Origin of the sequence: Clostridium sp. FP2 (assembly GCF_011065955.2) — a bacterium.
Lineage (GTDB): Bacteria > Bacillota > Clostridia > Clostridiales > Clostridiaceae > Clostridium_AD > Clostridium_AD tagluense.
Map to the genome: position 1 here is coordinate 1,551,115 of NZ_JAAMNI020000001.1, position 26,663 is coordinate 1,577,777.

Consider the following 26,663-nt stretch of genomic DNA (forward strand, 5'->3'; position numbering starts at 1 on the left):
TTAAAAGTTGTAAAAAGCATAGCGACATATATACTGTCGTGGTGGTTCTTTATAACTTTTATTTTTTATATTGTAATTTATAGTTAAGTAGGAGTATAATGTAATTAACAAAGCAAATATAGAAAATAAATATTAATATGGTCAAAAATGAAAAATATGAAAAATATTACAGTGCGTATATAAAGCTTTGTGACAAATTAAAGAAAGAGGGTGAGAGTATTAGTAGTAAATTGAAAGAGTTCCTTAAATTAAGATTAGCTTCATTGAAAGAGACAGGTATCTTTAATGAATATTATGAAAAAATAGTAAACAAAAAATTAAGCAAGTATAAAAAAATAGTTCAATATGGAATGAAAAAAAACCAAACATTGTACAGTCATGTTCTTGATATGATAGGGGTTCTAGATAGTATTAAAAGTATTTTACCAATAAATGAATTAGAATTAAGAGTATTAATTGTTGCTGTAACAATACATGATCTTAATAAATTAGAAGAACACAGTGAAAAGTCATATTTAAGAATTATATCAGAACAAAATAATAAGGGAGAGTATGCCAATATATTAAAAGAATGTGAGGCATTAAATATTGAAGATTTCTTCCCGCAATATATGGAATATATCGAGGACATTCGAGCTATAATAGGTGAGCATTCAGCACATCTCAGTTCTTTTGCTGAAAATCTAATTTGTAATCCAGAAAGATACAAACTTGGAGATGAAAAAATTAAAATTTTAAAATCTATAATTAGAGCTTTGGATGTCTTAGATTTATCCAAGACTATGGAGGAAAAAGAGAAAAAAAGACAATTTTTAAACAATGTTAATAATGCAACAAAATACAAGGGTAAACAATATAAACTAATCACTCATATTATAAGTGAAGACAGAGGAATACTTACCAATATATGTCACAATACTGTGGTTAAATTTTTGCAAGAAAAAGGATTTGTTGATGTTGCTTATTATAAAGAGGGAGTTCTTTATTTAGCTCCGGATAAAGAAATCGTTTTCGGTGAAAAAGATAAAGATATTCTAGCTTTTAACTGTGTTAAGTCTATTAAAAGTAAAATTTTCAGTGATTTTAAAGTATATATAAAAAATGCTCAATCAGGTATACAGGTTGATGAAAAATGCTTAGGTATTACTTCAGTAGAAAACATAATTTATGAAATTAAAAATAGGTGTGAGAGATCAAAGCTTCCAGATGTTGATAAGAAAAACAAGATTATTAAGGCGCTTGTTGAAAAGTATACAGAGCTATATTCTGGTGAAAAATTAGAAGAGTTTGAGGAACTTGTTGCAAAATTAAAAGTAGATATAGAGACTACAACGGATAAGAAAATTTTAAGTAAGTTCAATAAGGATTTAAAAGAAAGGCTTTCTTCATTAAAGGAGCAAAAAACAGGGAAAAGTATTTTGGATAGAAAGTTCACAGAAGAATATTTTATAGAAGCAAATGAAGACAAGCTTAGATTTTCAGAATTAATAAGATCCTTTTATAATTTTTTAAAGGAACACGTTTGTACCAGTCCTTTATTAAGTTGGGTTGAACTATATGAGTTTTTTAATATTTCAGAAGCAGATAGGGATTATCTAGATGTGTTTGAAGGCTTATATATAAGACCTTATGTTTTAGGTCAGATGATATATGCTGAATATAAAGGGCGGGACGAAGAATTAACAAACAGGATAATAAAATACCTGGAAGATAAGCTTTTAAATCAAGAAAATAAAGAAGAAGATGTTATGTGGACTGATTTAAAGGATTATATTGGTAAAAATATAATCCTATCCTTCGATAATAACAATGTATTTAAAAAAGAAAATGCATTAAAGAGCTATGCGGAGAAGAAAAGTAGCAAATGCTGTTTATGTAGCAGTGAGTATGAAACAAGCAATTGGATGGCAGTTAATGTGCCATATAAGCTAAAAATACAGAACTTTTCTAATAAAATAAATGCAGGTGCTAGAGAGCCTAAAAGGAATATCTGCTCTATATGCAATATAGAGTACCTACTTCATAAAGTTACTTATAAATCAAATATGGAAGTAAGTCGAAGATATTTAAGTATACTTCCTAGAGGATTTAATACAAAGTCCTACATTAAGGCATTTAGAGAGAGTATTAATGAATTTAGAAGCAAGGATATAGGTTCAATTTATTTTAATGAATATAGTACATTTCTAGCAGGTGCTACTGAAAATGTAGATGAAATAGAACCACTTTTTACAGAAGCAAAGGTAAATGGTATAGCTATACCAAATTATGCAGAGACATTAACAAATTATTTCATTTTGCCTATACATTTAGTTAAAAGCGATAATGAAACGTCAAAATGGATTTCAACCTTGCTTTATGCATTAACTTTCAATGTATACTTTGATTCGAAAATAGTTATAAGTGAGTTTCCAGTGCCTATATTAAATCAAAGTGAAATGGAAGAAATATATGTGGGGGATGTTCCAGTACTCTTTAAGAATATATTTGAAAAAAGTTGGACTAAGGATGAGTGCCTAGGTACAATAAAATTATTTATAAATTTATTCACAATGGCTAAGACCTTGGGAGAGAAATCGGATATAGTTTATGATTCATTAAAAGCTGTGGCGAAGGGGCGAATAAGCTTTATATATTGTATATATAAAAAGCTACAGAGTTTACAAAAGAAAAGTCAAAAAAAATATAATCTTAATTCTAAGATAAAAGATATTGATAAATTTGTAGATGGAATTTTAAGTTATGTGGAGGATGGTGAAAAATTAGTGTCAAATATTAAAGATTTAGCCCTATTTGCTAATGAAAATCATATAAGGGGAAATATAACTGGAGGAGATATAAAGGATAATTCTATAAACAAACCTCTTAATATAATTATTGATATATTATGTAGATCGAACAAGAATATAGATACAGATGCAAGTGAAGAAGATATAACAGCCTTTTGTAAAAGAGAAATCCAAAAATATTTTGAAAGAATTGACCCTTCTTATAAGAAATATAAAAATAAAAGGAATGAGGAAATAGAAAAGTATGTAGATTTATTTATGAATAAAATTCTAGGTGAGGAACTAGGTGGTAAGATATATAACCTTGAAAATGAAAAGAAAAGAATATTATCTACTTATAGCTATTACTATAGACTAGCAATGACTAAATCAAATAAAAATGGGAGTGAAGAATAATTATGAAAAGAGAAGATATAATTAAGGGCAAAGAAAATAATTTCATGGAGAAATATACACATTTTCCAGAGGGAAAATATATTACAATAGCTGTATTAAGAGAAGCTCAATCGGAGTGTGTTTTTAGGACAGAAGGTTCTGGAGAAGGCTTAAATAAGGAAAGAGTTTCACTGGGAATGGAAAATAAGGTAAAGGATTTTAGAGCAATTATAAGTAAAAGAAAGCAATGTGCAGTGGAAAGAAGGACAGGTAGAGAGTATTTAAGGCTTAATGATTTGTTATTTACTACTAAGGATAAGAGTTTATGTGCGTTAAATAAGAATACTCCTTGTGGAAAATGTTTAGATTGCAAAACTAATGGATATGCAGTAGGAGATGGTGGTGCACAAAAATCAAGAATGATATATGATAATGCTTATTCTATACTACCTTTCAATATGGTAACTGGTGTTAAAACTTTTAATGCTCTTTATGATAATGGAACTATGAGGGATGAAAAGGGTAATGCTTCATCATCAATAAATGAGGATGAATATATTAAACCAGGAACAGTATTTATGGATATGATAACTTTTAAAGATGTAACTTTTATTGAATTTATATATGGTTTATCTAATGTACTTAGAAGTAAGAGATATGGTGCTATTTCTAGTAGAATAGGTAAGATGAATAATACAATATTAAAGGTAGCTTTTTCAGATTGTGAGCTTTTTTCAAACCTTGAATTAACTCAAAGTGTGTATGATAAGTTAGCTGTAGCTTCGGAAATAGAGTTTCCTCTTGAAACAAGCAAAGTTAAGGAATATGCAAAACAATCCTTTGAAGAGTTGAAAAAAGGTGTATTTGGTAATGTTACAGAGCTTAATGAGGTAGAACTAAGCACTTTACTAGAATACATAAAAAGTGTTTACCAAGAGGATGGAGAGGAAAAAGCAGCAGATTTATTTAAAGAACAATCAAAGCAGTATGGCGAATAGTAATGGAAATTTATAAATACACCTTAGAATTTATGGAAGAAGTGTTTTTTTCAAGTCAGGAAATAGATACGTTATTCTCAACTAAGCCTTTTATTGGTAACTATGCGCTTACTTATGCTATGGGGTGGTGTAGATCTAAATATAATCAAAACTATATCAGTTATGAAGAAGACTTCAAATTAGTCAATAATAGGGGATTGTATATTACACCAGCTTATATAAAAGAACCTAAATACAGTATATCTACATTTAATGCTTTATCGGATCAATATTATCACAAGATGGAAAGAGCTTTGTCTAATTATCCTCAAGTTGGAAAAATAAAAGCTTTATCTGTAGGTAATAAGGCTGAGGGTTTGATATTTTCTAAGGACGCGCTTAAAAAAGTTAGTTATATTCGTCTTGGGAAATTTCTTGGTAAAGTTAAGGTTAGTTATGAAAAATGCGAATTTGCTATTGATAGCAGTGATAAACAGTGCTATGGATTAGTTAATTCGGTGGATTTAAGTGAAGATTTTAACGTTAAAGGGTTTGACCTTATAAACATGCATCCTGTTTCTCTCCTCAAAAATTTGAGGGGGGAAGGTAAAATGTATCAGATAAAAACAAATGCGGGTGAAATATTTTACCCTTGTAATGTAAAACTTGGAGGTAATATATGAAGCATTATACTGTAAAAGGGGAGTCTTTGAAAAAAGCTCCCTCATCTCCTTATTTATACCATCAAAAAAGAACACTTGATGAGCTCATGAGCAATTCAGTTGTATTCAATACTTATCCAACAGGTGCTGGAAAAACTATAGCATCTTTGTTATATATAAAGGAAAATCCAGATGTAGATACATTGTTCATAGCACCTACCAATGAACTTCTAAGACAACATTCAGAGGATATAAAAGAATTTGTTACAAAAAACAATTTACCACATATAGTTGTAAAGATTGATGCGGCTGTCATAGAAAAGTTGCGTGAGGGCCATAGAAAGGGGGCCACCCTATATGAAGTACTTAGTAATCCACTACAATTTAGAGAGGAACTTTGTATAGAGGATATAGAGTATGATGGTAAAAGACCTATAATAGTAGTGGTCAATCCAGATATTTTTTATTATTGTTTTTATTCGCTTTATGGGAACTTAGATAAGGGTAACTTAATGGATATTATAATTAAAAAATTTAATTATATAGTTATTGATGAGTTTCATTATTATAACTCTAAGCAGTTAGCTAATTTCTTGTTTTTTATGCTTTTATCTAAGAAATTTAATTATTTCGAACATGGTAGAAAAATGTGCATACTGACAGCTACTCCAGATGAACTGGTAGAGCAATATTTAAAACGTGGGGGTATCGAATATAAAATAATATCTAATGAAAATGAAAATTTAGAAAGTGAAGATTATGAAAAATTAAAAACTCTTTCGGAGCTAGATTTATATGTTACGAACCAGAGTTTAGAGGAAGTTGTTAGTGAACTATATAAAGACAATACATTTAAGGATGATGTTGTGGTTATAAGTCAGTCAATATATATAGTTAATAAGATAAAGGAACAGCTTATTAACAGTGGGATTAACAAGGATAATATAGGGGTTATTACGGGGGCTATAAAGTCAAAAGAGAGGAAAAAAGCTGTAGAAAAACATCTTATATTGGCAACACCAACAGTTGATATAGGGTATAATTTTAAAAAAGAAAATAAGGAAGGACAAAATATTGATGAAGTAATAACAGAAGCGAGTACCTGTGATCAAGCGCTACAGAGACTAGGTAGAGCAGGAAGAATACTTGGTAAGAAAATTCAAAATGAGAGAAGTAAGGTTGTATTATGTGTTGCTGATGCTATATATGAAGCTTTTAAAGAAGAAACTGGAGTGATATCAAGACTTGAACTTAAAAAACTTATAAAAGAAGCTATGCCAGAGCGAAATATAATGAAAAAATACATAGAGAGTAACGGTATATTAGAATTGTGTTTTCCAATGAAGGAAATATATAGAAAGATGGCACAGCAGAGTAAACATATTGTAGAAAATATATTTAATATGGTGATATCAGTATTTGCACCAAAGAGCAAGGCAAGTTTTAAAAGCTTGTCAGCAAAAATAAACAAGTATCAAAAGCAATGTATATTTATAAATGAATATGAAAAGTCAAGTGAAAAAAAAGAAGCAGTAGAAAGCATCGATAATAAGCTATTTATTGATTTTTATAAAAATTATTGTCCAGATGAAGAAGATGAAGAAGATGAAAAAGATGAAGAATTTATAGATGACTCAATGCTTGATGATTTTTCAGAAGAAGATATAAAAGTTTTAAAATTAGATGCGGAAAAAGATATGATTCATTATATAAATTCAGAAATAACTAAAACAAAGTCTTTACTTAATTTTAGAGGGTCTGATATCTGTAAGCCTGCTCTAGTTTTTGATAAGTATTATAAATTTGGGCAGGAACATCGAATATTTGTATATGATATATTTCATTTGATGCGATATTATGATATTGAATGGTATGAAAGTAAGGGAACCTTTGAGAAAGCAGCCAAAATAAAACTTAGTGATTATGAACAAGAAATAAATGGAGTAGATAATATAGACGTTTTTATAATAGTTAATGGAATTAGAGAAAATGCAATAGAAATCACTTGGGAATATGGATTTTATGGTGAACAAAGTGATTTTGAGGAAAAATATACAAGTAAAGTTGAAGCTATAAATAATCTCATTTTAATTGGATATGAATATACAACGATAGGAAGAGAAAGAGTAGTTTTTCCGGAAAAAATAACTAAAGCATTCAAAGAAAGTTATATACCAATATACACGATATCACAGGAGTCAAAGGAAGAGTACAAAATCAGAAAAATAATAAAAAATCAGCCTATATTTCTTCAGAAATTAAATGTTCAGTTTTCGGAAAGTGAGAAGGAATATTTAGTAATAACAGGGACCAATAGTATCATTGTGGATAGTGAGGTTGTGAAAATTAGGAATAATGCTGTAAAAGAAGATTCTTTTATATGGTAATGGGAGTTCAGTATGATTAATATAAAGCACATTAAAATAAATAAGTAGTTAGGATAGTATATTTGACTTGTTATTTATTTTCATGTGCCTAATTGGAGGGTAAAATGTTAAATTATTATACTATATGTTTTAGAAATACGGAAAAAATAGAAAATACAATTGATACAGCTAGAATATGGCACGGTATATTTTTCAAGATATTAAAGGAATATAATGAGGAAATTTCAACACAATATCATGAGCAGCCAAGCAAGCAATCTTTTTCTATATCCCCTATATTTTGCGAAGAAAATTCTAACAACAAATGTTTTAGTAAATATTCTTTATTAAAAGTCAATATAGCTTTATTTACTGATGAAATGCATAAGGGATTGTTTGAATTTATTAGGAAAAATAAAAGTGTTAATTATGGAGAGGCAGAGCTTTTAATAGAGGAGGTACACTTTAAGATTATAGATGAAGAAGTTTTAGAACAAGGTAGAGTTAAGAGAGGAACAATGAGCTTTATAAGTCCAACAGCTTTTAGAATAAATCCAGTAAACTCACCACTTCCAAGTCCTAAAAGGATATTTAAAAGCTTGAACAAGAGTTATAGTGAGATTTTTAGTAGTGAACTTTTGAATGATGAGATTATTGAGCAGCTTGAAAAATACGTTGTAGTAGAAGGACTTAACATTAATACGGAGGTAGCAAAATATAAGAAATTTGATATAACCGGCTTTAAAGGAAAGGTTAATTTAAATTTGAAATTTCCGGATGAAGAAGTTCAGAAAAATCTAGAAAAACTGTTTGCTTTGGCATCATATGTAGGTATAGGTTACAAAACAGGAATGGGGATGGGGCAATGTATAGTGTTGAAGAAATAGATAAAGATTCTTTTTATATAGAAGCCAGTGCTGTTAATACTTATCTTTATTGTCCGAGGCGTTGTTATTATGAATATATTCAAAATGAATTTGAAAGTAATGTGCATACCATACTTGGTGACCAAGTTCATGAAAATGTGGATGAGTTTGGTGAAGAAGAAAGACGCGGCAAGGTTATATATAAAAGTGCTAAGCTTATTTCGGATATGTATGGTGTAGTGCTTAAGGTTGATACAGTAGAAGAGAATGGTGATGAAATTTATCCAGTTGAATATAAGAAGGGTAAAAAGGGCCTGTGGAAAAATGATAAGTACCAAATGGCATTACAAGCTATGCTATTAGAAGAAAAGCTTAAGAGACCAGTAACTAAAGGTTACATTTATTATGTTGGTTCAAAGGAGAGAGTGGAATTTAAGATAACTGATAAACTTAAAGAAGAAATTATTAATGCCATTGAGGATATAAGAAGATTATATAATTCAATGAAGATACCTGAGGGCGTGGATGACAATAGATGTAAATATTGTAGCATAAATAATATATGTTTGCCGAAGGAGAGGAATATACTTAAGGCTATGAAAAATTCACGAGAGGAGTAAAATATTTGATAGATAATACATTAGTAGGAGATGATGAATTGAGTACTCTTTATGTAACGCAGCAATACACTACATTGAGAAAAGAGGATGAAAGATTAAAGCTATATAAGGCCAAAGAGCTTTTAATTGATGTACCTATATTTAAAATAAAGCAAGTTGTTATATTTGGACAAGTAACGGTTACAGCTTCAACTATAAGGCTATTTGCTGAAAATAAGATAACCTTATGCTACTTAACAGAGTGGTGGAAATTTATAGCACGAATGGAAGGTGATGTATCAAAAAATGTTATCGTGAGATTAAAGCAGTATGAAAATCATATAGATATAGACAATGGTTCTGTGAAGTTCGCTAGAGTATTTGTATCTGGGAAAATTAAAAATAGTAGAACTACACTTATGAAAAGTAATCGTGGTAAAGAAAAAAGTGAAGCTTTTAGGGGAGCTATAGATGAACTGAATAGACTTGAAAAACGTCTTGAAGACCAAGATAATGTAGATTCTATAAGAGGGATAGAAGGCAGAGCAGCAGCAGTATATTTTTCTGTTTTTTCGGAAATGATAAAGGGCGATTTCACTTTTGAAACCCGTAATAAAAGACCACCTAAAGATCCTATAAATGCTATGTTAAGTTTTGGATATGTATTGCTTGCAAATGAAATTTCTTCAGCAGTATCAAGTGTAGGTCTTGACCCAAATATAGGATATCTCCATAGATTGAGATATGGAAGACCGTCACTAGCGCTTGATTTAATGGAGGAATTTAGGTCTTTGTTTGTAGATAGGTTAGTGCTTAGTATAGTCAATAATAAAATACTTAAAGAGGATGATTTCGAAACGGTTTTGGGCGAAGTGAAAATGAGTAAAAAAGCTATTAAAAAATTCCTTGAAGCATATGAAGGGAAAAAATATGATGAAATATATCATCCTTTATTTAAGTATAAAACTACATATCAACAATGCTTTCACATGCAAGCAAGATTATTCAGTAAGGCCTTGATGGAAGAGCTTGAATATGTACCATTTTTAATTAGATAAAAGGAAGGGAATGTGATATGATATATTTAGTTAGTTATGATATAGTTAATGATAAAAAAAGAACTAGACTTCATAAGATGTTAAAAAATTATGGTGCTAGAAACCAATATAGTGTTTTTGAATGTGATTTAGATGGTAAAAAATATATTGAACTTGAATATAAAATTAAAAAAATCAAGATAGAACTAGGTGACAGTATTATGGTGTACCCTATATGCTCATCTTGTGAATCTAAAATTATAAGAAAAGGCATATTTGCACCAATTGATGTTAAAAACATGATTTATTAAATCGCAAGCTTATGTGTAACGAAAAACACGGGACCCTGGCGATGCTTGTAAATAGCCATTTTGGCGGGATTTACTATAATATTTGTTCTATGTTTTTATGAAAAAATGATACTTTGCGAATAATGGGGTCTGAAACCAGTGGTTTCAAGGGGTAAAACGCGAGCGATTCCTAAAGACATTAAGCTCCATTGGAGATTGAAACTGTTCCATTTCTTCAAACTGCGTAACATACTCTGCATTCCTAAAGACATTAAGCTCCATTGGAGATTGAAACACTAACCTCTAGCCCTAACTCTCTATTAGTCTTTAAATTCCTAAAGACATTAAGCTCCATTGGAGATTGAAACAGATATAAGCACAGAGGGCACTAAAATTCAAACTGATTCCTAAAGACATTAAGCTCCATTGGAGATTGAAACCTGCTGGCACGAGCTTGCCAACCGAAAATGTATTTGATTCCTAAAGACATTAAGCTCCATTGGAGATTGAAACAGGTGATTATAAATACATTGAACCCAATATCCAATTTGATTCCTAAAGACATTAAGCTCCATTGGAGATTGAAACTACCGACTACAAGAAGTTAGGGCATAGGATGCCTACAAATTCCTAAAGACATTAAGCTCCATTGGAGATTGAAACAGGCGTGGGTTTAAGCTTATTAAGTGTGTTATCAAAAGATTCCTAAAGACATTAAGCTCCATTGGAGATTGAAACAGGTGATTATAAATACATTGAACCCAATATCCAATTTGATTCCTAAAGACATTAAGCTCCATTGGAGATTGAAACACTGCTATTGGTGGAGAAAAAACAGATAATGCAGTATTCCTAAAGACATTAAGCTCCATTGGAGATTGAAACTTAAATGTATTTTTACTTAGCATTTTTAGCCTTCTTGATTCCTAAAGACATTAAGCTCCATTGGAGATTGAAACTGAAGAAAGACATTATTAAAAAGGTTATACTATATGATTCCTAAAGACATTAAGCTCCATTGGAGATTGAAACTGATATATGCTAATTGATTTCCACCATAATTTTTAATATTCCTAAAGACATTAAGCTCCATTGGAGATTGAAACATAAGTGCAAATATAGAAGAAATTAAAAATATAGAAGATTCCTAAAGACATTAAGCTCCATTGGAGATTGAAACAGCGCCATATAGAACATTCCCAGAAGTAGACCAGCCATTCCTAAAGACATTAAGCTCCATTGGAGATTGAAACTTGGCCATCTACTTTTATATCTTTAATGCCAAAACTAATTCCTAAAGACATTAAGCTCCATTGGAGATTGAAACTAAATAAAAATCGTATAACTGCAAATGCAGTAGTGTCTTATTCCTAAAGACATTAAGCTCCATTGGAGATTGAAACATTGAGAGTGAAACTTCTGCAAATTATATTAAGAGTATTCCTAAAGACATTAAGCTCCATTGGAGATTGAAACTTTGCGTGTACTTTCATCTAAACTATTAAGATAATTATTCCTAAAGACATTAAGCTCCATTGGAGATTGAAACAAAATAGTTGTATTAGTAAAATTAATTGCAGCTAGCATTCCTAAAGACATTAAGCTCCATTGGAGATTGAAACTGGAAAGATATAGCTTACTGCACAACCATTAATTCATTCCTAAAGACATTAAGCTCCATTGGAGATTGAAACTTATAAAATAGTCTATTATTCTATTGAATAGTTTGATTCCTAAAGACATTAAGCTCCATTGGAGATTGAAACACAAATGTTACTTCACTTTTCAGATATGTGGTGCAGTAGATTCCTAAAGACATTAAGCTCCATTGGAGATTGAAACGCGGATATGTGGAACTTCATCACGTGATATACCGTAGATTCCTAAAGACATTAAGCTCCATTGGAGATTGAAACATGTAATATAGAATCATACATAACATCGCCTACATTGATTCCTAAAGACATTAAGCTCCATTGGAGATTGAAACTTGAGGTTCTAACCCTATAGCTACAGTAAGCGAACTTTATTCCTAAAGACATTAAGCTCCATTGGAGATTGAAACAGGCCTTATATTAGTTGTGTCCATTGTTGCATTTGTATTCCTAAAGACATTAAGCTCCATTGGAGATTGAAACATTGAGCACTTCTGTTGACCACCTTGTAAGCTATTTGATTCCTAAAGACATTAAGCTCCATTGGAGATTGAAACTGTAGGAATTCCAGTTTGGTGTTGTCTAAAAATTGGGATTCCTAAAGACATTAAGCTCCATTGGAGATTGAAACCTGTTTGTTTACCACCATACGTATACACTTCCGTGCATTCCTAAAGACATTAAGCTCCATTGGAGATTGAAACTTAATATATCTATTGCATTGATAACTGCAGGTGGTAAATTCCTAAAGACATTAAGCTCCATTGGAGATTGAAACCTACGCCCCAATAACTAAATCTTTCTGCTCCCGTAGAAATTCCTAAAGACATTAAGCTCCATTGGAGATTGAAACTTTATTCATGCTAACTATTTTATCAACTACACCTTTTATTCCTAAAGACATTAAGCTCCATTGGAGATTGAAACATAAGAGGGGTCTAGTATCTCCTCATTTGATAATGTATTCCTAAAGACATTAAGCTCCATTGGAGATTGAAACTTACATATGTATAATTATCAAATGCCCTGTGATTTGATTCCTAAAGACATTAAGCTCCATTGGAGATTGAAACATTGCTTTTCTATCCATAAATTTTACTGCTTCTTTGATTCCTAAAGACATTAAGCTCCATTGGAGATTGAAACACAATACAAACCGCCTCCTACCCAACTTTAACATCTATTCCTAAAGACATTAAGCTCCATTGGAGATTGAAACATATATTGTACATTCTCGGGTGTATATTTAGCTTTATTCCTAAAGACATTAAGCTCCATTGGAGATTGAAACACTAGTCCCACAATGCCATCTACGATTGCATTAGCATTCCTAAAGACATTAAGCTCCATTGGAGATTGAAACTTTGGCATGATTCTATAATAGTTATGCTTTCATTCCATTCCTAAAGACATTAAGCTCCATTGGAGATTGAAACCTTGTCCATCTTGTGCAATACCTTTTGTAGCTTCTGATTCCTAAAGACATTAAGCTCCATTGGAGATTGAAACGCGGAGGAGTTAAAACAGACTACAAGGCAATTATAATTCCTAAAGACATTAAGCTCCATTGGAGATTGAAACACAAATGAGGTATTGCGTGTATGAGTAATGATAATAGATTCCTAAAGACATTAAGCTCCATTGGAGATTGAAACTCTACTGGTACCTTAGCAACTACTACTGGTGTAAGATTCCTAAAGACATTAAGCTCCATTGGAGATTGAAACATATGCAAGGTAACAAAATACTTATTTATTATACTGGATTCCTAAAGACATTAAGCTCCATTGGAGATTGAAACACTAGAGCTCAATTCGTGACTACTGAAGGTAAGGATATTCCTAAAGACATTAAGCTCCATTGGAGATTGAAACAAATTTAAAGTTGGGCATGAATATCAACTTGAATTTATTCCTAAAGACATTAAGCTCCATTGGAGATTGAAACAATGGCAGGACTTGGTACGTGTGTTCTGTGCAGTGTATTCCTAAAGACATTAAGCTCCATTGGAGATTGAAACTAACAAAATTAGTTGAAACCTTAGAGTCTACAGAAGATTCCTAAAGACATTAAGCTCCATTGGAGATTGAAACAAGAAAGGTGCTTAGTCAAGGGGGGTAAAACCCTCTATTCCTAAAGACATTAAGCTCCATTGGAGATTGAAACTCATGGTAATTGGGGAAGCACAAGTGAATGGCTTTAATTCCTAAAGACATTAAGCTCCATTGGAGATTGAAACCCATAATATCCTCCTTTCATACCTTTTGGGTTTGTATTATTCCTAAAGACATTAAGCTCCATTGGAGATTGAAACAATTGAAACTGGAATGTTGCCAAATGATTTAGACATATTCCTAAAGACATTAAGCTCCATTGGAGATTGAAACTTCATTTTCTACTGTAATTACATCAGTAGCATTAAGTATTCCTAAAGACATTAAGCTCCATTGGAGATTGAAACAATCTGAAATAAATATCACATCATCACATTGATTTATTCCTAAAGACATTAAGCTCCATTGGAGATTGAAACTAGAAAACAACTTACTGATTAAATCTAAAGAATACATATTCCTAAAGACATTAAGCTCCATTGGAGATTGAAACTCGCTATCCGATTCTTTTGCATTAGAAATTTGGGATTCCTAAAGACATTAAGCTCCATTGGAGATTGAAACAATATTTCCGCAACATTCTCGGGAACTTCTACACTATTCCTAAAGACATTAAGCTCCATTGGAGATTGAAACTAAAGTTTCACCGCATATAGGACATATGATGATAAATTCCTAAAGACATTAAGCTCCATTGGAGATTGAAACCATATGAATATGCCATGTCAGAAATGTTAAATGTATTTATTCCTAAAGACATTAAGCTCCATTGGAGATTGAAACTATGGAAAAAGATTTAAACCAAGAACTTATGGAAGATATTCCTAAAGACATTAAGCTCCATTGGAGATTGAAACTTGAGGATTTTTGTTTGATAGGAGATCACAACCCAGATTCCTAAAGACATTAAGCTCCATTGGAGATTGAAACTTGGTTAGGTAATAGAGCAAGTGCCAAGTGGAAAGAATTCCTAAAGACATTAAGCTCCATTGGAGATTGAAACCTAGTTTCACGTGCTATGGGTGATGCAGGTATTAAAAATTCCTAAAGACATTAAGCTCCATTGGAGATTGAAACTCAGTAGTTGCTACCATAGGGACTGCTACTTTCTGATTCCTAAAGACATTAAGCTCCATTGGAGATTGAAACTTAAGAACTTTGTCTATAATTTGATTAGGAGTATTTAATTCCTAAAGACATTAAGCTCCATTGGAGATTGAAACTCTAATCTTCTCCCAGTATCTTTGTCTTAGTTCTATATATTCCTAAAGACATTAAGCTCCATTGGAGATTGAAACTTGGGCTTTTCGCCTTCTACACTTTCTGCAATAACCGATTCCTAAAGACATTAAGCTCCATTGGAGATTGAAACATAAAAACGATAGAGTTGTAAAATTCGCTATGGATAATTCCTAAAGACATTAAGCTCCATTGGAGATTGAAACTTAAAGAAAAGAGTTCGTAAAGAATGGGAGTATGGATTCCTAAAGACATTAAGCTCCATTGGAGATTGAAACTTGAAAGTCGGGAATGTAGGCTAAAACTTCGTATTTTATTCCTAAAGACATTAAGCTCCATTGGAGATTGAAACATGTCTACAGAGAATTACACGAGCCTAACTTAATACTATTCCTAAAGACATTAAGCTCCATTGGAGATTGAAACTAAAGCAGACAAAGACCATAGTATAGATAAAATGAAAATTCCTAAAGACATTAAGCTCCATTGGAGATTGAAACCCAATATAATTATTAACTGTGTATAGTGGTAATATTAATTCCTAAAGACATTAAGCTCCATTGGAGATTGAAACTTATGATATTTAAGATTTAAGGCTAAATCAATATAATTCCTAAAGACATTAAGCTCCATTGGAGATTGAAACCTTTGTATTTTTCAACATCTTCATTAGCTATTTTAAATATTCCTAAAGACATTAAGCTCCATTGGAGATTGAAACTTCAATGATTATTAAGTTAAACAGGACTTAGAATAAATTCCTAAAGACATTAAGCTCCATTGGAGATTGAAACACATGCACCGTATTAGCTCCTAACGGGAGTAAATACATTCCTAAAGACATTAAGCTCCATTGGAGATTGAAACATAAATTAGCGCTTAAAAACATGGAGGAAAGTTTAAATTCCTAAAGACATTAAGCTCCTTGTATTTAAATTGTTGTAATTGAGTTGCTTGGGCTTGGAATTGTTGTGTTGAACCTTAACATTAGATGTATTTAAATACTGCAGGGCTTGTTTTAGGTATATCTTTTAATGAAATTATGACGATTTTAACAGCACCAGATTCACTCTTTACCTAGCCCTGGTTGGAAATATATATTAAGACGCTAAAAAAATATGGTTACCTGTGGTCAATCTTTCCAATAGTTTAAATTTCCAATAGTTTATGATAGAATAGGTAGTTATGGATTGTAATGCCATAGTAGAATAATGGATTTTTAGCAAGACTGTTTCGTTTTAAGAATGTAACTGTTAAGCTTGGGATTCAATTTTTTTATATTAAAGGAGTGATACAAATGAAAAATGAAAAATCAAAGACATTAAAGGGGAAGTTAGTTTTTATAACTTTAGCTATTTTCTTTGCGGTATTATTACTAAGTACATTTGTTGTAAGTCTTCTCATAAAAAATGAGATGAAAACTGTTTTACTAAGTAAATCATTGGAAACAGCAAAGGAGATTTCTTATCAGGTGAAAACCATATTAGACACAAAAGACAGTAATATTGAAGATTTACAAAGCTTTGTTGTTAACAAGGCAAAGCAAAGCAATATTACTTACATAGCTATATTAGATACCAATGTCAAAGCTATAGCTCACAGTGATAGTATGAAAATAGGAAAAGTTTATGATGATGATTATACTATAGACGGAGCAAAGAATGGAAATATAAAAACCTCAAGATTTTATGCTGATGTTCAAAAAAATTGGACATATGACATTATGGTACCGGTATACAAAAATGAAAAATTAATGGGAACACTTGATATTGGTATACCAGAAGCAGGTATAACAGAGGTTGCAAATAAAACATTGCTTATTCAATCTATAATATCTATTGTTTCACTTATAATAATTAGTATCTTGCTTATGTTTATTTTTGGCAGAGCACTTGCACCACTTAACAAGATGGTAACGGGAATTGATAAAATCGGTAAATTTGATTTTACTGATAGCCAGGAGATCAATGAACTTACAAAAAGGCAAGATGAAATAGGCAAAATAGCAAATTCATTATCCGATATGCGAAATGGAGTTTCTCATTTGATAAAAGGGATTATGGATAATTCCCAGACTCTTACAACATCCTCAGAGGAACTTTCAACAACCATGGAGGAATTAACATCAACAATTGTAACAGTAGACAATGCTGTTAAGAATATTGCAAATGGAATGCAAGACTCAAGTGCAGCAACTGAGGAAATAAGTGCATCCATAGAAGAAGTAGATTCAAGCATTAACGAGCTTTCTCAAAAGGCTATGGATGGAAGTAATAATGCAAATATAGCAAAAGAAAGGGCTACAGAGGTTAAAAAAAGCAGTGAAAAAGCCATAGAAGATACTCAGAAATTGTACGCCGAAAAGAAAGATAAGATGCTAATAGCTATTGAGGATGGTAAGGTAGTAGATAGTATCAAGGTTATGGCAAATACCATAGCAACTATTGCGGAACAGACTAACTTACTTGCATTAAATGCCGCTATAGAAGCAGCGAGAGCTGGTGAACAGGGAAGAGGATTTGCAGTGGTTGCTGATGAGGTTAGAAAACTTGCAGAAAAATCATCCCAGGCAGTAACAAGTATTCAAGATACAATTATAAGAGTTCAGGGTGCATTTAAAAGTAGTACTAGTACTGGCAGTGATATATTAGAATTTATTAACAAGGATATACAGGTACAATTTGATGCATATGGTGAAACAGGAAATCAGTATTATAATGACTCTGATTTTGCAAGCAGAATGGCTGAGGAAATTGCGGCTATGTCAGAAGAAATTACAGCTACAGTAGGTCAAGTAAGCGAAGCAGTACAGAATATGGCACAATCCTCACAAGAATCCAATGAACATGCTGAAACAATAAAAGAGAGTATGGATGATACTACGAAAGCTACAAAACAGGTAGCGATGATTGCACAAAGTCAAGCGGGACTTGCTCAAAAGCTTAATGAAATGGTGCAAAAGTTTAAAATATGATTAAGAAACACGGGGAGGTAACAATGAAACTTTTAGAATTAAAACCACAAATATATAAATTCAGTAATTGCTTAGAGTTTGCTAATGAATTTAAACTGGGAGAAAAGGACTTAATATTCACTAACAAATTTTTATATGACAAATTCCTTGAAAAATTAAATATAAACTGTAACTATATATTTAAAGGAGATTACAATATCCAAGAACCTTCAGATGATATAATAGATAAAATAATAGGAGAAATAAAGTACAAGAAAATAGATAGAGTTGTTGCAATAGGTGGGGGTTCTATAATAGATATTGCCAAAATATTAATACTAAAGGACGTAACAACAACTAAAGAGCTTTTTGAAAGAAAGATACCTGTAATAAAGGAAAAGAAGCTTATAATAGTTCCTACAACCTGTGGAACAGGAAGTGAAGTTACAAATATATCAATTACAGAAATAAAATCAAAAGGTACAAAAATGGGTCTTGCTGCAGACGAGCTATATGCTGATTATGCAGTTTTAATACCTGAACTTGTAGAGGAACTTCCTTATGAATTCTTTGTATATAGCTCAATAGATGCGCTTATACATGCTATAGAGTCATTAGTATCCCCTAAAGCAAATACTTATACCGAAATGTTTAGTTTTGAGGCTATTAAGATAATAATAAATGGTTATAAGGCTATAATAGAAAAAGGGGTAGATTATAGAAAAGAGCTAATAGAAGACTTTCTTATAGGGAGTAACTATGCTGGTATAGCATTTGGAAATGCAGGAGTTGGTGCTGTACATGCACTTTCATATCCCTTAGGAGGAAAATATCATGTGCCTCATGGTGAAGCAAATTATGCATTCTTTATAGAAGTGTTTAAATTTTATAATAAAAGTAATCCAAATGGTAAAATCAAGAGAGTTAATCAATTTATAGCTGATATTCTTAATGTGCCAGAGAAAAAAGCTTATGAAGCATTGGAAGAGCTATTAAATAATCTAATAGTAAGGAAGAGCCTAAATGAGTATGGCATGAAGGAAGAAGAAATAGAAATATTTAGTCAAAGTGTTATAGAAACTCAAGGAAGATTACTTCAAAATAATTATGTTGAAATGACCCTAGAGGATATTAAGAAAATATATAAAGATTTATATAAATATTAGATATCTAATCAGAGCTGAAGCATGAAATTTGAAACCTAGTAATTTCAACGATTGTAATGAGTTATTAAAAAAACTTTTTCGTGGAGACTTTAATATATAAAAAATTTACACCTTAATACAATGGTTTAAAATTACAAATTCGGTCTTTAAGTGCAGTGTTTTCTCGCAAAATAAGAGAATTATTTACATGTATTTACTTAAATGATATATGTATGTATTCATAATTAATACATAACTTTTAATTATATCATAAAAAATTCTATTTGTGTTGATGAATGACGTTTTCACGAAAAAAAACATTAAATTAAATTAGTTTTTTCATGCTTCAGCTCTGATATCTAATCAGAGCTGAAGCATGAAATTTGAAACCTAGTAATTTCAACGATTGTAATGAGTTATTAAAAAAACTTTTTCGTGGAGACTTTAATATATAAAAAATTTACACCTTAATACAATGGTTTAAAATTACAAATTCGGTCTTTAAGTGCAGTGTTTTCTCGCAAAATAAGAGAATTATTTACATGTATTTACTTAAATGATATATGTATGTATTCATAATTAATACATAACTTTTAATTATATCATAAAAAATTCTATTTGTGTTGATGAATGACGTTTTCACGAAAAAAAACATTAAATTAAATTAGTTTTTTCATGCTTCAGCTCTGATATCTAATATAGATTCTTTACTTTTTTTACATTTAATGATATTATATCTTAAAGAATAGCTTTGCAGATTTAAAATATGTTAATATATTTTAGCAATTATGGAAATTAAGATTATTATAGCAATTAAGAGAGCTGGTGGTTGGTGAAAATCAGTGTGCAATATAATCCCTCCGATTCCATAGCAATAAGCTAAATCGAGAAAGGTTTGTGTCCTTTATCTCACAATAAAGTGGTCATATTTACATATGACAAATTGAGTGGCACCGCGAGAGTTTAGCTCCCGTCTCTATAGTTTTATAGAGATGGGAGTTTTTTGTTTTAAAAAAATATTAACTACAATGTCTAAGCTATTGAAAATATATTAAGGAGGTATTATATTATGTTAGATTTGAATTTAATTAGAGAAAACACCCAAATGGTTAAAGAGGCACTTTCTAAGCGCATGGATAATATTGATTTTGATGAGCTACTTCAATGGGATGCAGAAAGAAGAAAATTAATATTTGACATTGATATCTTAAAAAATAAAAAAAATAAAGTGTCTAAAGAAATACCGGAACTTAAAAGAAAGGGTGAAAATATTGAAATTTATTATTTGGAAATGAAAGAGGTTTCAAGTAACATAAAGATGCTCGAGGATAGATTGACGCCACTTGGAGAAAAAATAAATACCTTCTTAGAGGCCTTACCTAATTTACCAGATAATGATGTAGTGGCTGGAGGAAAGGAAAATAATAAGGTGATAAGGGAGTGGGGTAAAAAACCTGATTTTAAATTTATTCCGAGAGATCATGTAGAGCTTGTAACAATGCATAATTTAATAGATTATGAAAGAGGCGTAAAGCTTGCAGGAAATGGTTTTTGGATTTATAAGGGTGATGGTGCTATGCTTGAATGGGCACTTCTTAATTATTTTATAGAAGAACATATAAAGGATGGGTATGAGTTTATTTTACCTCCACATATTTTATCATACCGGTGTGGATTAACAGCAGGTCAGTTTCCTAAATTTCAGGATGAAGTTTTTAAGGTTACTGATAATAAAAACAATGAAAATAGTCAATTTTTACTTCCAACCTCTGAAACTGCATTAATTAATTTGCATAGAGATGAAATTCTAAAGGAAGAGGAACTTCCAAAAAAATATTTTTCATATACCCCTTGTTATCGGGTGGAAGCAGGAAGCTACAGAGCATCAGAAAGAGGAATGATTAGAGGACACCAATTTAATAAGGTAGAAATGTTTCAATATACAAAGCCAGAAGATTCGGATGCTGCTTTCGAAGAACTTTTGGGTAAGGCAGAGAAGCTTGTTCAAGGATTAGGACTTCATTATCGCGTGACTAAATTAGCTGCAAAAGATTGCAGTGCATCTATGGCAAGGACTTATGATATTGAAATATGGATTCCTAGCATGAATGAGTATAAAGAAGTAAGTTCAGCATCAAATGCTCGGGATTATCAAGCAAGACGGGGAATGATTCGGTTTAAAAGAAATGGAAGCAAAAATACAGAGTATGTTCATACTCTAAATGCATCTGGTCTAGCTACAAGTAGATTACTTCCTGCGATAGTAGAACAAATGCAGCAAGAAGATGGAAGCATTATTGTCCCAGAAGTATTAAGAAAGTGGATGGGGAAAGAAAAATTATAGAAAAAGGGGAATGTAGCTAGATTTATTTACACAAATCTAGCTACATTCCCCAGAAATCATTTCAAATTTCGGTTACTCATTTTATGTTATTTAGTTGGCTCTAAAACTACTAGCTGATTTCCGATTTTTTGATTCTTCCAATTAAAAATCATACATGAATCTAATTTAGGGTCATACATATTAACAGCTTCATCTTTGAGAAAGTTTTTTAAGTTAAAGGCTGCATATATAAAAGCTGCCTTTTTCTTGTTCACAGTTGGGTATTTTCTCATATTAATTAATCCACAAGCCATGCCTGCTAGATGGAAGGATGGATCATATAAACTATTACGACTATCGCAAACTATTAACTTAACGTTTTCTCGAAGCTTGCTTATAAGTTGTCTTAAAAGAGTCATCCCTTTTCCTTGAGGAAGCTCTACGTCTGTTATTTCAGCACTTAAGCTTTCACATACCTTACTCCATAATTCCCTATCTGACTCTTTATCAATTTCTAAACAATCGCCAATGGTTATGGACTCAAGATATCTTAAATCGTGGAAAACATTACAATCCTCTAGTAAGTCACAAAAATCAATTATAATAGGCTTATTTTCAGTAATTATAATATTATCTCCTTGAAAATCTCCATGTGCATAGGAGGTAAGACAAATTACCTTTAAATTATTCCAAACATTTTCATTATTAAAATAATAATATGGATTAGGTAGTAATATGTCTGTTCCATCTAAAGATATCCATTTTATATTTTTGTCTATCCCTATTGATTCAAAAGATTTTATATATTTACTGTCCATATATCTATATGAAAGTTCATTTTTAACTATATCTATTGGAGACATGTTTTGTTTAACATGCTCTTTGTTCCAAGTAAATAAAAACTTAGTTATTGTTGAAATTATAGTATCTTTAAGCTCATCTTCATTTAGAACCTTATCCAAAAATGTCATACTATTGTATATATCATCCCCAGCTAAATCATATAAGTTGACATAAAATGTAGCTTTGCTTTTGTCTTGAATTTTATAACTAGATATGAGTTTAGCTATATACTTTTGCATATTGTTTTCTACAGCTAGTGCGTAAGCTTTTTGAAATACTTTTCCTTCATTGCTTTTAGTTACCTTTAAAATACCTACTCTATTAGCACTGCCGTATTCAACCATATATACTCCCGCAGCAGACCTTCCACTTTTAAACTTTTTTAATACTTGAAAAGGAGCAATTTTATCTTTTGTATCTTCACCTATCTTATTTATTTGATTTAGTACATCTACGATATCCATAGTTAACCCTCCCTAGTACCTTTTATAAAATTGTGCTATTTTAAAAATAAGCTCAACTGCATATAGTATAATATAATCACTAAGAATACACAAACTATTATGTGTGATTTTTACTTTATACAAAAAATATGTATTTTATAATAAATATGCAGTTTATATTATTGACAAAGATTGGATTTACATGTATTATATAAATGCGAATGCAAATCATTTGCAACGGATTATTTTATAAGTTATTAAAAGAATTCAGAGTAATTAATTGGTATGTAAAAAGTGAAATGTAGATTTTAAACTTCATAATAACCTGCCTAGAAATAAGGAAAAACTTTTTTGAATTTTAGATAATAGTTAATTAAAATTAAAGTTGCAAATTATTATCAGTAATACTATAATATAAAAGATGCTTAGATGCAAATGATTTGCATTTAACGAAAGGGTGAATAAAAAATGAAAAATATAAGGGCTAAACTAACATCACTAATGATTGTATCTGTAATGCTTTTTAGTGGATGTACGACGCAAAAAAACAATGAGGTATCAGCTGGTGCTGGTGCAAATAATAAAAAAACATTGACGGTTGCAACCTCCTTCTATCCTATGTACATATTTTCATTAAATGTGGCTAAGGATATTCCAAATGTAAAAGTTATAAATATGACAAAACCCACTACAGGATGTCTTCATGATTATTCAATTACTACTGATGATATGAAAACACTAGATGCTTCCCAGGTGTTTGTAACTAATGGTGCAGATATGGAATCATTTATGGATAAGGTAACAAAGCAAATGCCTAAGCTTAAAGTTATTGATTCAAGCAAAGGAATAAAATTGATTAAAGGTGAGGGGGACGAGGGATACAACCCACATTTATGGGTAAGTATTTCTAATGGTATAACTCAAGTGAAAAATATAGGACAGCAGCTAGCTACAATAGATCCTACTAATGCACAAAAGTACAAAGAAAATACTGATGCATATGTAGTGAAACTTGAGGCTCAAAGAGATAAAATGCACAAGTCATTGGATAATATTAAAAATCGTGACATAGTTACTTTCCACGAGGCATTTCCGTATTTTGCCAAGGAATTTAATCTTAACATAGTAGGAGTTATTGAACGTGAACCTGGTTCTGCTCCAAGTGCAAAGGAGTTGCAAGAGACTGTTGAGCAGGTGAAAAAACTAAAAGTAAAAGCATTGTTTGCAGAACCACAATATCCTCTTAAAGCTGTTGAAACTATTGCAAAAGAATCAGGTTCTAAGGTTTATACCCTTGATCCAGGCGTTACAGGACCTATGGATGCAGACGCGTATATTAATATAATGAACAGTAATTTAAAAATATTGGAAGAGGCATTAAAATGATAAATAATAATAAATTAATAAGTGGTAATAAAATGACAAATAGTAACAAGATAATGAATAGTGATAAAATTAAAAATATAGATTGTAAGAAATGTAGCTGTGGATTATGTTGCACAAAAATAAAAGATTTTGGTGTAACTATTGGAAAAACAGAAATATTAAAAGATGTCAATCTCCATATTCATTGCGGAGATTTGACTGCTATAATAGGAGCAAATGGTGCGGGAAAGAGTACGCTCATAAAAGCCTTATTGGGAGGAATACCACATTCAGGGCATATTACTTTTGCTGGCGGAAATAAAAAGGTTATAAATAACCCTAAAATGGGATATGTACCTCAAAAACTTGATTTTGATAATAGCTCACCTGTAAGTGTTATGGATATTTTTGCAGCTACATTAAGTAGTAGACCGATTTGGTTTTCTATTTCAAAAGATATAAGGCGAAAAGCTCTTAAGAGTTTATCTTTGGTTGATGGAGAATATCTTATAGATAAGCGGTTAGGGGTACTGTCCGGTGGAGAATTGCAAAGAGTGCTTTTAGCCTTAGCACTAGAGCCTATACCAGATATATTATTATTAGATGAACCAGTATCAGGAATTGATCAAAATGGGCTAAAATTATTCTATAAAACTGTATCAAATTTAAGAAAAGAATATGATTTATCTATTATTTTAGTTTCTCATGATCTACATTTAGTATCAAAATATGCAGATCGCATTGCATTTATCAATAATAAAACCATTGAATGCTGTGGTACGGCAGAGGAAGTATTTAGCAATGAGAAAGTAATTGATGTGTTTGGTGTAGATTGGAATAAGGTTTTGGTAGATAGAAACGATGGGGAGGATAACTAATGTCTTTATGGTATAGTATGGTAGATTTTTTACTTCCCTTTGATTGGGCTCATTATACATTTATGAAAAATGCATTATTAGGGGTTTTATTGGTTACTCCTATGTTTGGTTTACTTGGTACCATGGTTGTAAATAATAAAATGGCTTTTTTTTCAGATGCACTGGGACATTCAGCTCTCACGGGAATAGCAATTGGGGTAATTTTAGGTATTAAAAATCCAATATGGTCTATGCTAGCATTTTCACTTATGCTTGCTGTAGTAATAACTAAAGTTAAGAATGTAAATACTTCTTCAACGGATACTATAATAGGTGTTTTTTCATCTACAGCAGTTGCGCTTGGAGTCGTAATGTTATCATTTGGAGGCGGCTTTACAAAATATTCGGTTTATCTTATAGGTGATTTATTAAGCATTAGTCAAATTGATTTGTTAATACTTCCAATTATATTTGTAATTGTGGTTATTATCTGGGTAATTGCCTTTAATAAGCTTTTATTAGTAAGTGTAAATCCTTTATTGGCAAGAAGCAGAGGTATTAACATTAATTTTTATGAGTATTTATTTACAACTACTGTTGCAATTATTGTAACAATGTCCATCCAATGGGTAGGAGTTCTAATTATAAGTTCCATGCTGGTGCTACCTGCCGCTGCTGCAAGAAATATTTCTAGCAATATGAGGCAGTACCATATATATTCTATAGCAATTGCCCTTATTTCAGGAGTAGCAGGACTTATTTTATCTTATTTTTTAGGTTCTGCTTCGGGTGCTACTATGGTGCTGATTTCATCAATGTTTTTTGGAATTACATTTTTTATGAAAATGAAAATTTACTCATAAAAAAAGGAGCTGTGGCTCCTTTTTTTTATGAACTTAAATAGATAGGGTTATTAAATTAGAAGTGAGATAAATTGTACTAATCTAATTATTAAAAAGGATAGACGTACTCGTTTTTTGGCTTTTCCGCATTGGCTATACTTTGTGCTACAATTATAGCAATTCTTTCACCCTTATAATCTATTATTTCTACTTTGCCTTTAACAAGTATCCATGTATCTTGTTTTAAATCCTTAGCTTTATCATAATGACACAAAAGGCCCACTGGCTGTAGGTCTGCTGCGCAACAGGACATCATAAATCTAGCTGGAACAAACTCATTTATTTTAAACGCCTTATCTTTAAATACGAAACCCGTTAGTTCAATTTTCTTACCTTCGTATTTATTCATATTATAAGAAATCTCTTGTACCCATTTCACAAAATTATTATCATTAATAATGATGGTGTTATCCTCCATTTTTAAAGCTTTATCTACTTTACTAGCATTTATTTTTGCAGTATCTGTAGTTTTAGTAGTATCTATTATATTATTGTCTGAAATGTTATTCTGCTTTGTAACAACAATTTTTTCAACGTTTTTAGGAGTTGTACGTGACATTGACTTTGAAGAAACTGATGCTGTTGGTATTAGGAAGGTCATAAACAGAGGAATAATAAAAAATAAATAAGGCTTTATATTTACTTTTCTCTTTGGTTTAAATAATTCGCCTGCAATGAATAGTGAAAGTAAAATCATTGCTACAATTCCAAATTTCATATAGGGGATAATCCTAGGGCTAACGTAAAGTAGCACTTTATCTGTTTTTATTATGTAATAAAAGAAAAATGCGAATCCGATTAATATAATTAGTTTTAATAATACTTCTATGTTTATTTTTTTTAGTCTCATTAATTGCATAAGT

Annotated in this window: 16 protein-coding genes and 1 CRISPR repeat array; of the genes, 14 read left to right on the plus strand and 2 right to left on the minus strand. The window is 31.0% G+C overall.

Annotated elements, in window-relative coordinates; genetic code table 11:
* Positions 1-137 precede the first annotated feature (137 nt).
* From cas10d to serS, 11 genes are all read left to right on the plus strand, one after another.
* Positions 138-3,185 (plus strand): type I-D CRISPR-associated protein Cas10d/Csc3, encoded by a 3,048-nt coding sequence (gene cas10d, locus G9F71_RS07195; RefSeq protein ID WP_164951321.1) that lies wholly within the window; start codon positions 138-140, stop codon positions 3,183-3,185.
* Between the two features lie 2 nt (positions 3,186-3,187).
* On the plus strand, positions 3,188-4,162 hold the full coding sequence (cas7d, locus tag G9F71_RS07200; protein WP_202017982.1) for a type I-D CRISPR-associated protein Cas7/Csc2: 975 nt from the start codon (positions 3,188-3,190) through the stop codon (positions 4,160-4,162).
* A gap of 2 nt (positions 4,163-4,164) precedes the next feature.
* Positions 4,165-4,824, plus strand: a complete 660-nt coding sequence (gene cas5d, locus G9F71_RS07205; protein WP_164951322.1) for a type I-D CRISPR-associated protein Cas5/Csc1 — start codon at positions 4,165-4,167, stop codon at positions 4,822-4,824.
* On the plus strand, positions 4,821-7,190 hold the full coding sequence (cas3, locus tag G9F71_RS07210) for a type I-D CRISPR-associated helicase Cas3' (RefSeq protein ID WP_164951323.1): 2,370 nt from the start codon (positions 4,821-4,823) through the stop codon (positions 7,188-7,190). Before cas5d ends, cas3 begins: the two co-directional genes overlap by 4 nt.
* Positions 7,191-7,294: 104 nt before the next feature.
* Positions 7,295-8,056 carry a CRISPR-associated endoribonuclease Cas6 gene (cas6, locus tag G9F71_RS07215; protein ID WP_164951324.1) on the plus strand — a complete coding sequence of 254 codons (762 nt, stop codon included), beginning with the start codon at positions 7,295-7,297 and terminating at the stop codon, positions 8,054-8,056.
* Positions 8,035-8,655 carry a CRISPR-associated protein Cas4 gene (cas4, locus tag G9F71_RS07220; protein ID WP_164951325.1) on the plus strand — a complete coding sequence of 207 codons (621 nt, stop codon included), beginning with the start codon at positions 8,035-8,037 and terminating at the stop codon, positions 8,653-8,655. The genes cas6 and cas4 overlap by 22 nt, the downstream gene beginning before the upstream one ends.
* Positions 8,656-8,660: 5 nt before the next feature.
* Positions 8,661-9,692: a CRISPR-associated endonuclease Cas1 gene (gene cas1, locus G9F71_RS07225; protein ID WP_164951326.1), complete on the plus strand. Its 1,032-nt coding sequence runs from the start codon at positions 8,661-8,663 to the stop codon at positions 9,690-9,692.
* Positions 9,693-9,709: 17 nt separating this feature from the next.
* Entirely contained in the window at positions 9,710-9,982 is a 273-nt protein-coding gene (gene cas2 / locus G9F71_RS07230) for a CRISPR-associated endonuclease Cas2 (RefSeq protein ID WP_164951327.1), read from the plus strand.
* 165 nt (positions 9,983-10,147) lie between these two features.
* Positions 10,148-15,836: direct repeats of the CRISPR family, unit length 37 nt; unit sequence ATTCCTAAAGACATTAAGCTCCATTGGAGATTGAAAC.
* Between the two features lie 430 nt (positions 15,837-16,266).
* Positions 16,267-17,943 carry a methyl-accepting chemotaxis protein gene (locus G9F71_RS07235; protein ID WP_164951328.1) on the plus strand — a complete coding sequence of 559 codons (1,677 nt, stop codon included), beginning with the start codon at positions 16,267-16,269 and terminating at the stop codon, positions 17,941-17,943.
* A 23-nt stretch (positions 17,944-17,966) separates the two neighbouring features.
* Positions 17,967-19,088 (plus strand): 4-hydroxybutyrate dehydrogenase, encoded by a 1,122-nt coding sequence (locus tag G9F71_RS07240; protein WP_164947822.1) that lies wholly within the window; start codon positions 17,967-17,969, stop codon positions 19,086-19,088.
* A gap of 1,048 nt (positions 19,089-20,136) precedes the next feature.
* Entirely contained in the window at positions 20,137-21,411 is a 1,275-nt protein-coding gene (gene serS / locus G9F71_RS07245; protein WP_164951329.1) for a serine--tRNA ligase, read from the plus strand.
* Between the two features lie 86 nt (positions 21,412-21,497).
* On the opposite strand, the gene G9F71_RS07250 is transcribed toward serS, so the two are convergent.
* Positions 21,498-22,697, minus strand: a complete 1,200-nt coding sequence (locus G9F71_RS07250; RefSeq protein ID WP_164951330.1) for a hypothetical protein — start codon at positions 22,695-22,697, stop codon at positions 21,498-21,500.
* 447 nt (positions 22,698-23,144) lie between these two features.
* On the opposite strand from G9F71_RS07250, the gene G9F71_RS07255 reads away from it, so the two are divergent.
* From G9F71_RS07255 to G9F71_RS07265, 3 genes are read left to right on the plus strand one after another with little or no spacing between them, the layout of a single operon-like run.
* Positions 23,145-24,062 carry a metal ABC transporter substrate-binding protein gene (locus tag G9F71_RS07255; protein WP_164951331.1) on the plus strand — a complete coding sequence of 306 codons (918 nt, stop codon included), beginning with the start codon at positions 23,145-23,147 and terminating at the stop codon, positions 24,060-24,062.
* Positions 24,063-24,115: 53 nt separating this feature from the next.
* A complete protein-coding gene (locus tag G9F71_RS07260) occupies positions 24,116-24,919 on the plus strand; it encodes a metal ABC transporter ATP-binding protein (RefSeq protein WP_164951417.1) in 804 nt (267 codons plus the stop codon).
* Positions 24,919-25,761, plus strand: a complete 843-nt coding sequence (locus G9F71_RS07265) for a metal ABC transporter permease (RefSeq protein WP_124997512.1) — start codon at positions 24,919-24,921, stop codon at positions 25,759-25,761. Before G9F71_RS07260 ends, G9F71_RS07265 begins: the two co-directional genes overlap by 1 nt.
* Positions 25,762-25,849: 88 nt before the next feature.
* Here the strand turns inward: G9F71_RS07265 and G9F71_RS07270 are convergent, their stop codons facing one another.
* Positions 25,850-26,659 (minus strand): TIGR03943 family putative permease subunit, encoded by an 810-nt coding sequence (locus G9F71_RS07270; protein ID WP_164951332.1) that lies wholly within the window; start codon positions 26,657-26,659, stop codon positions 25,850-25,852.
* Between the last annotated feature and the right edge of the window lie 4 nt (positions 26,660-26,663).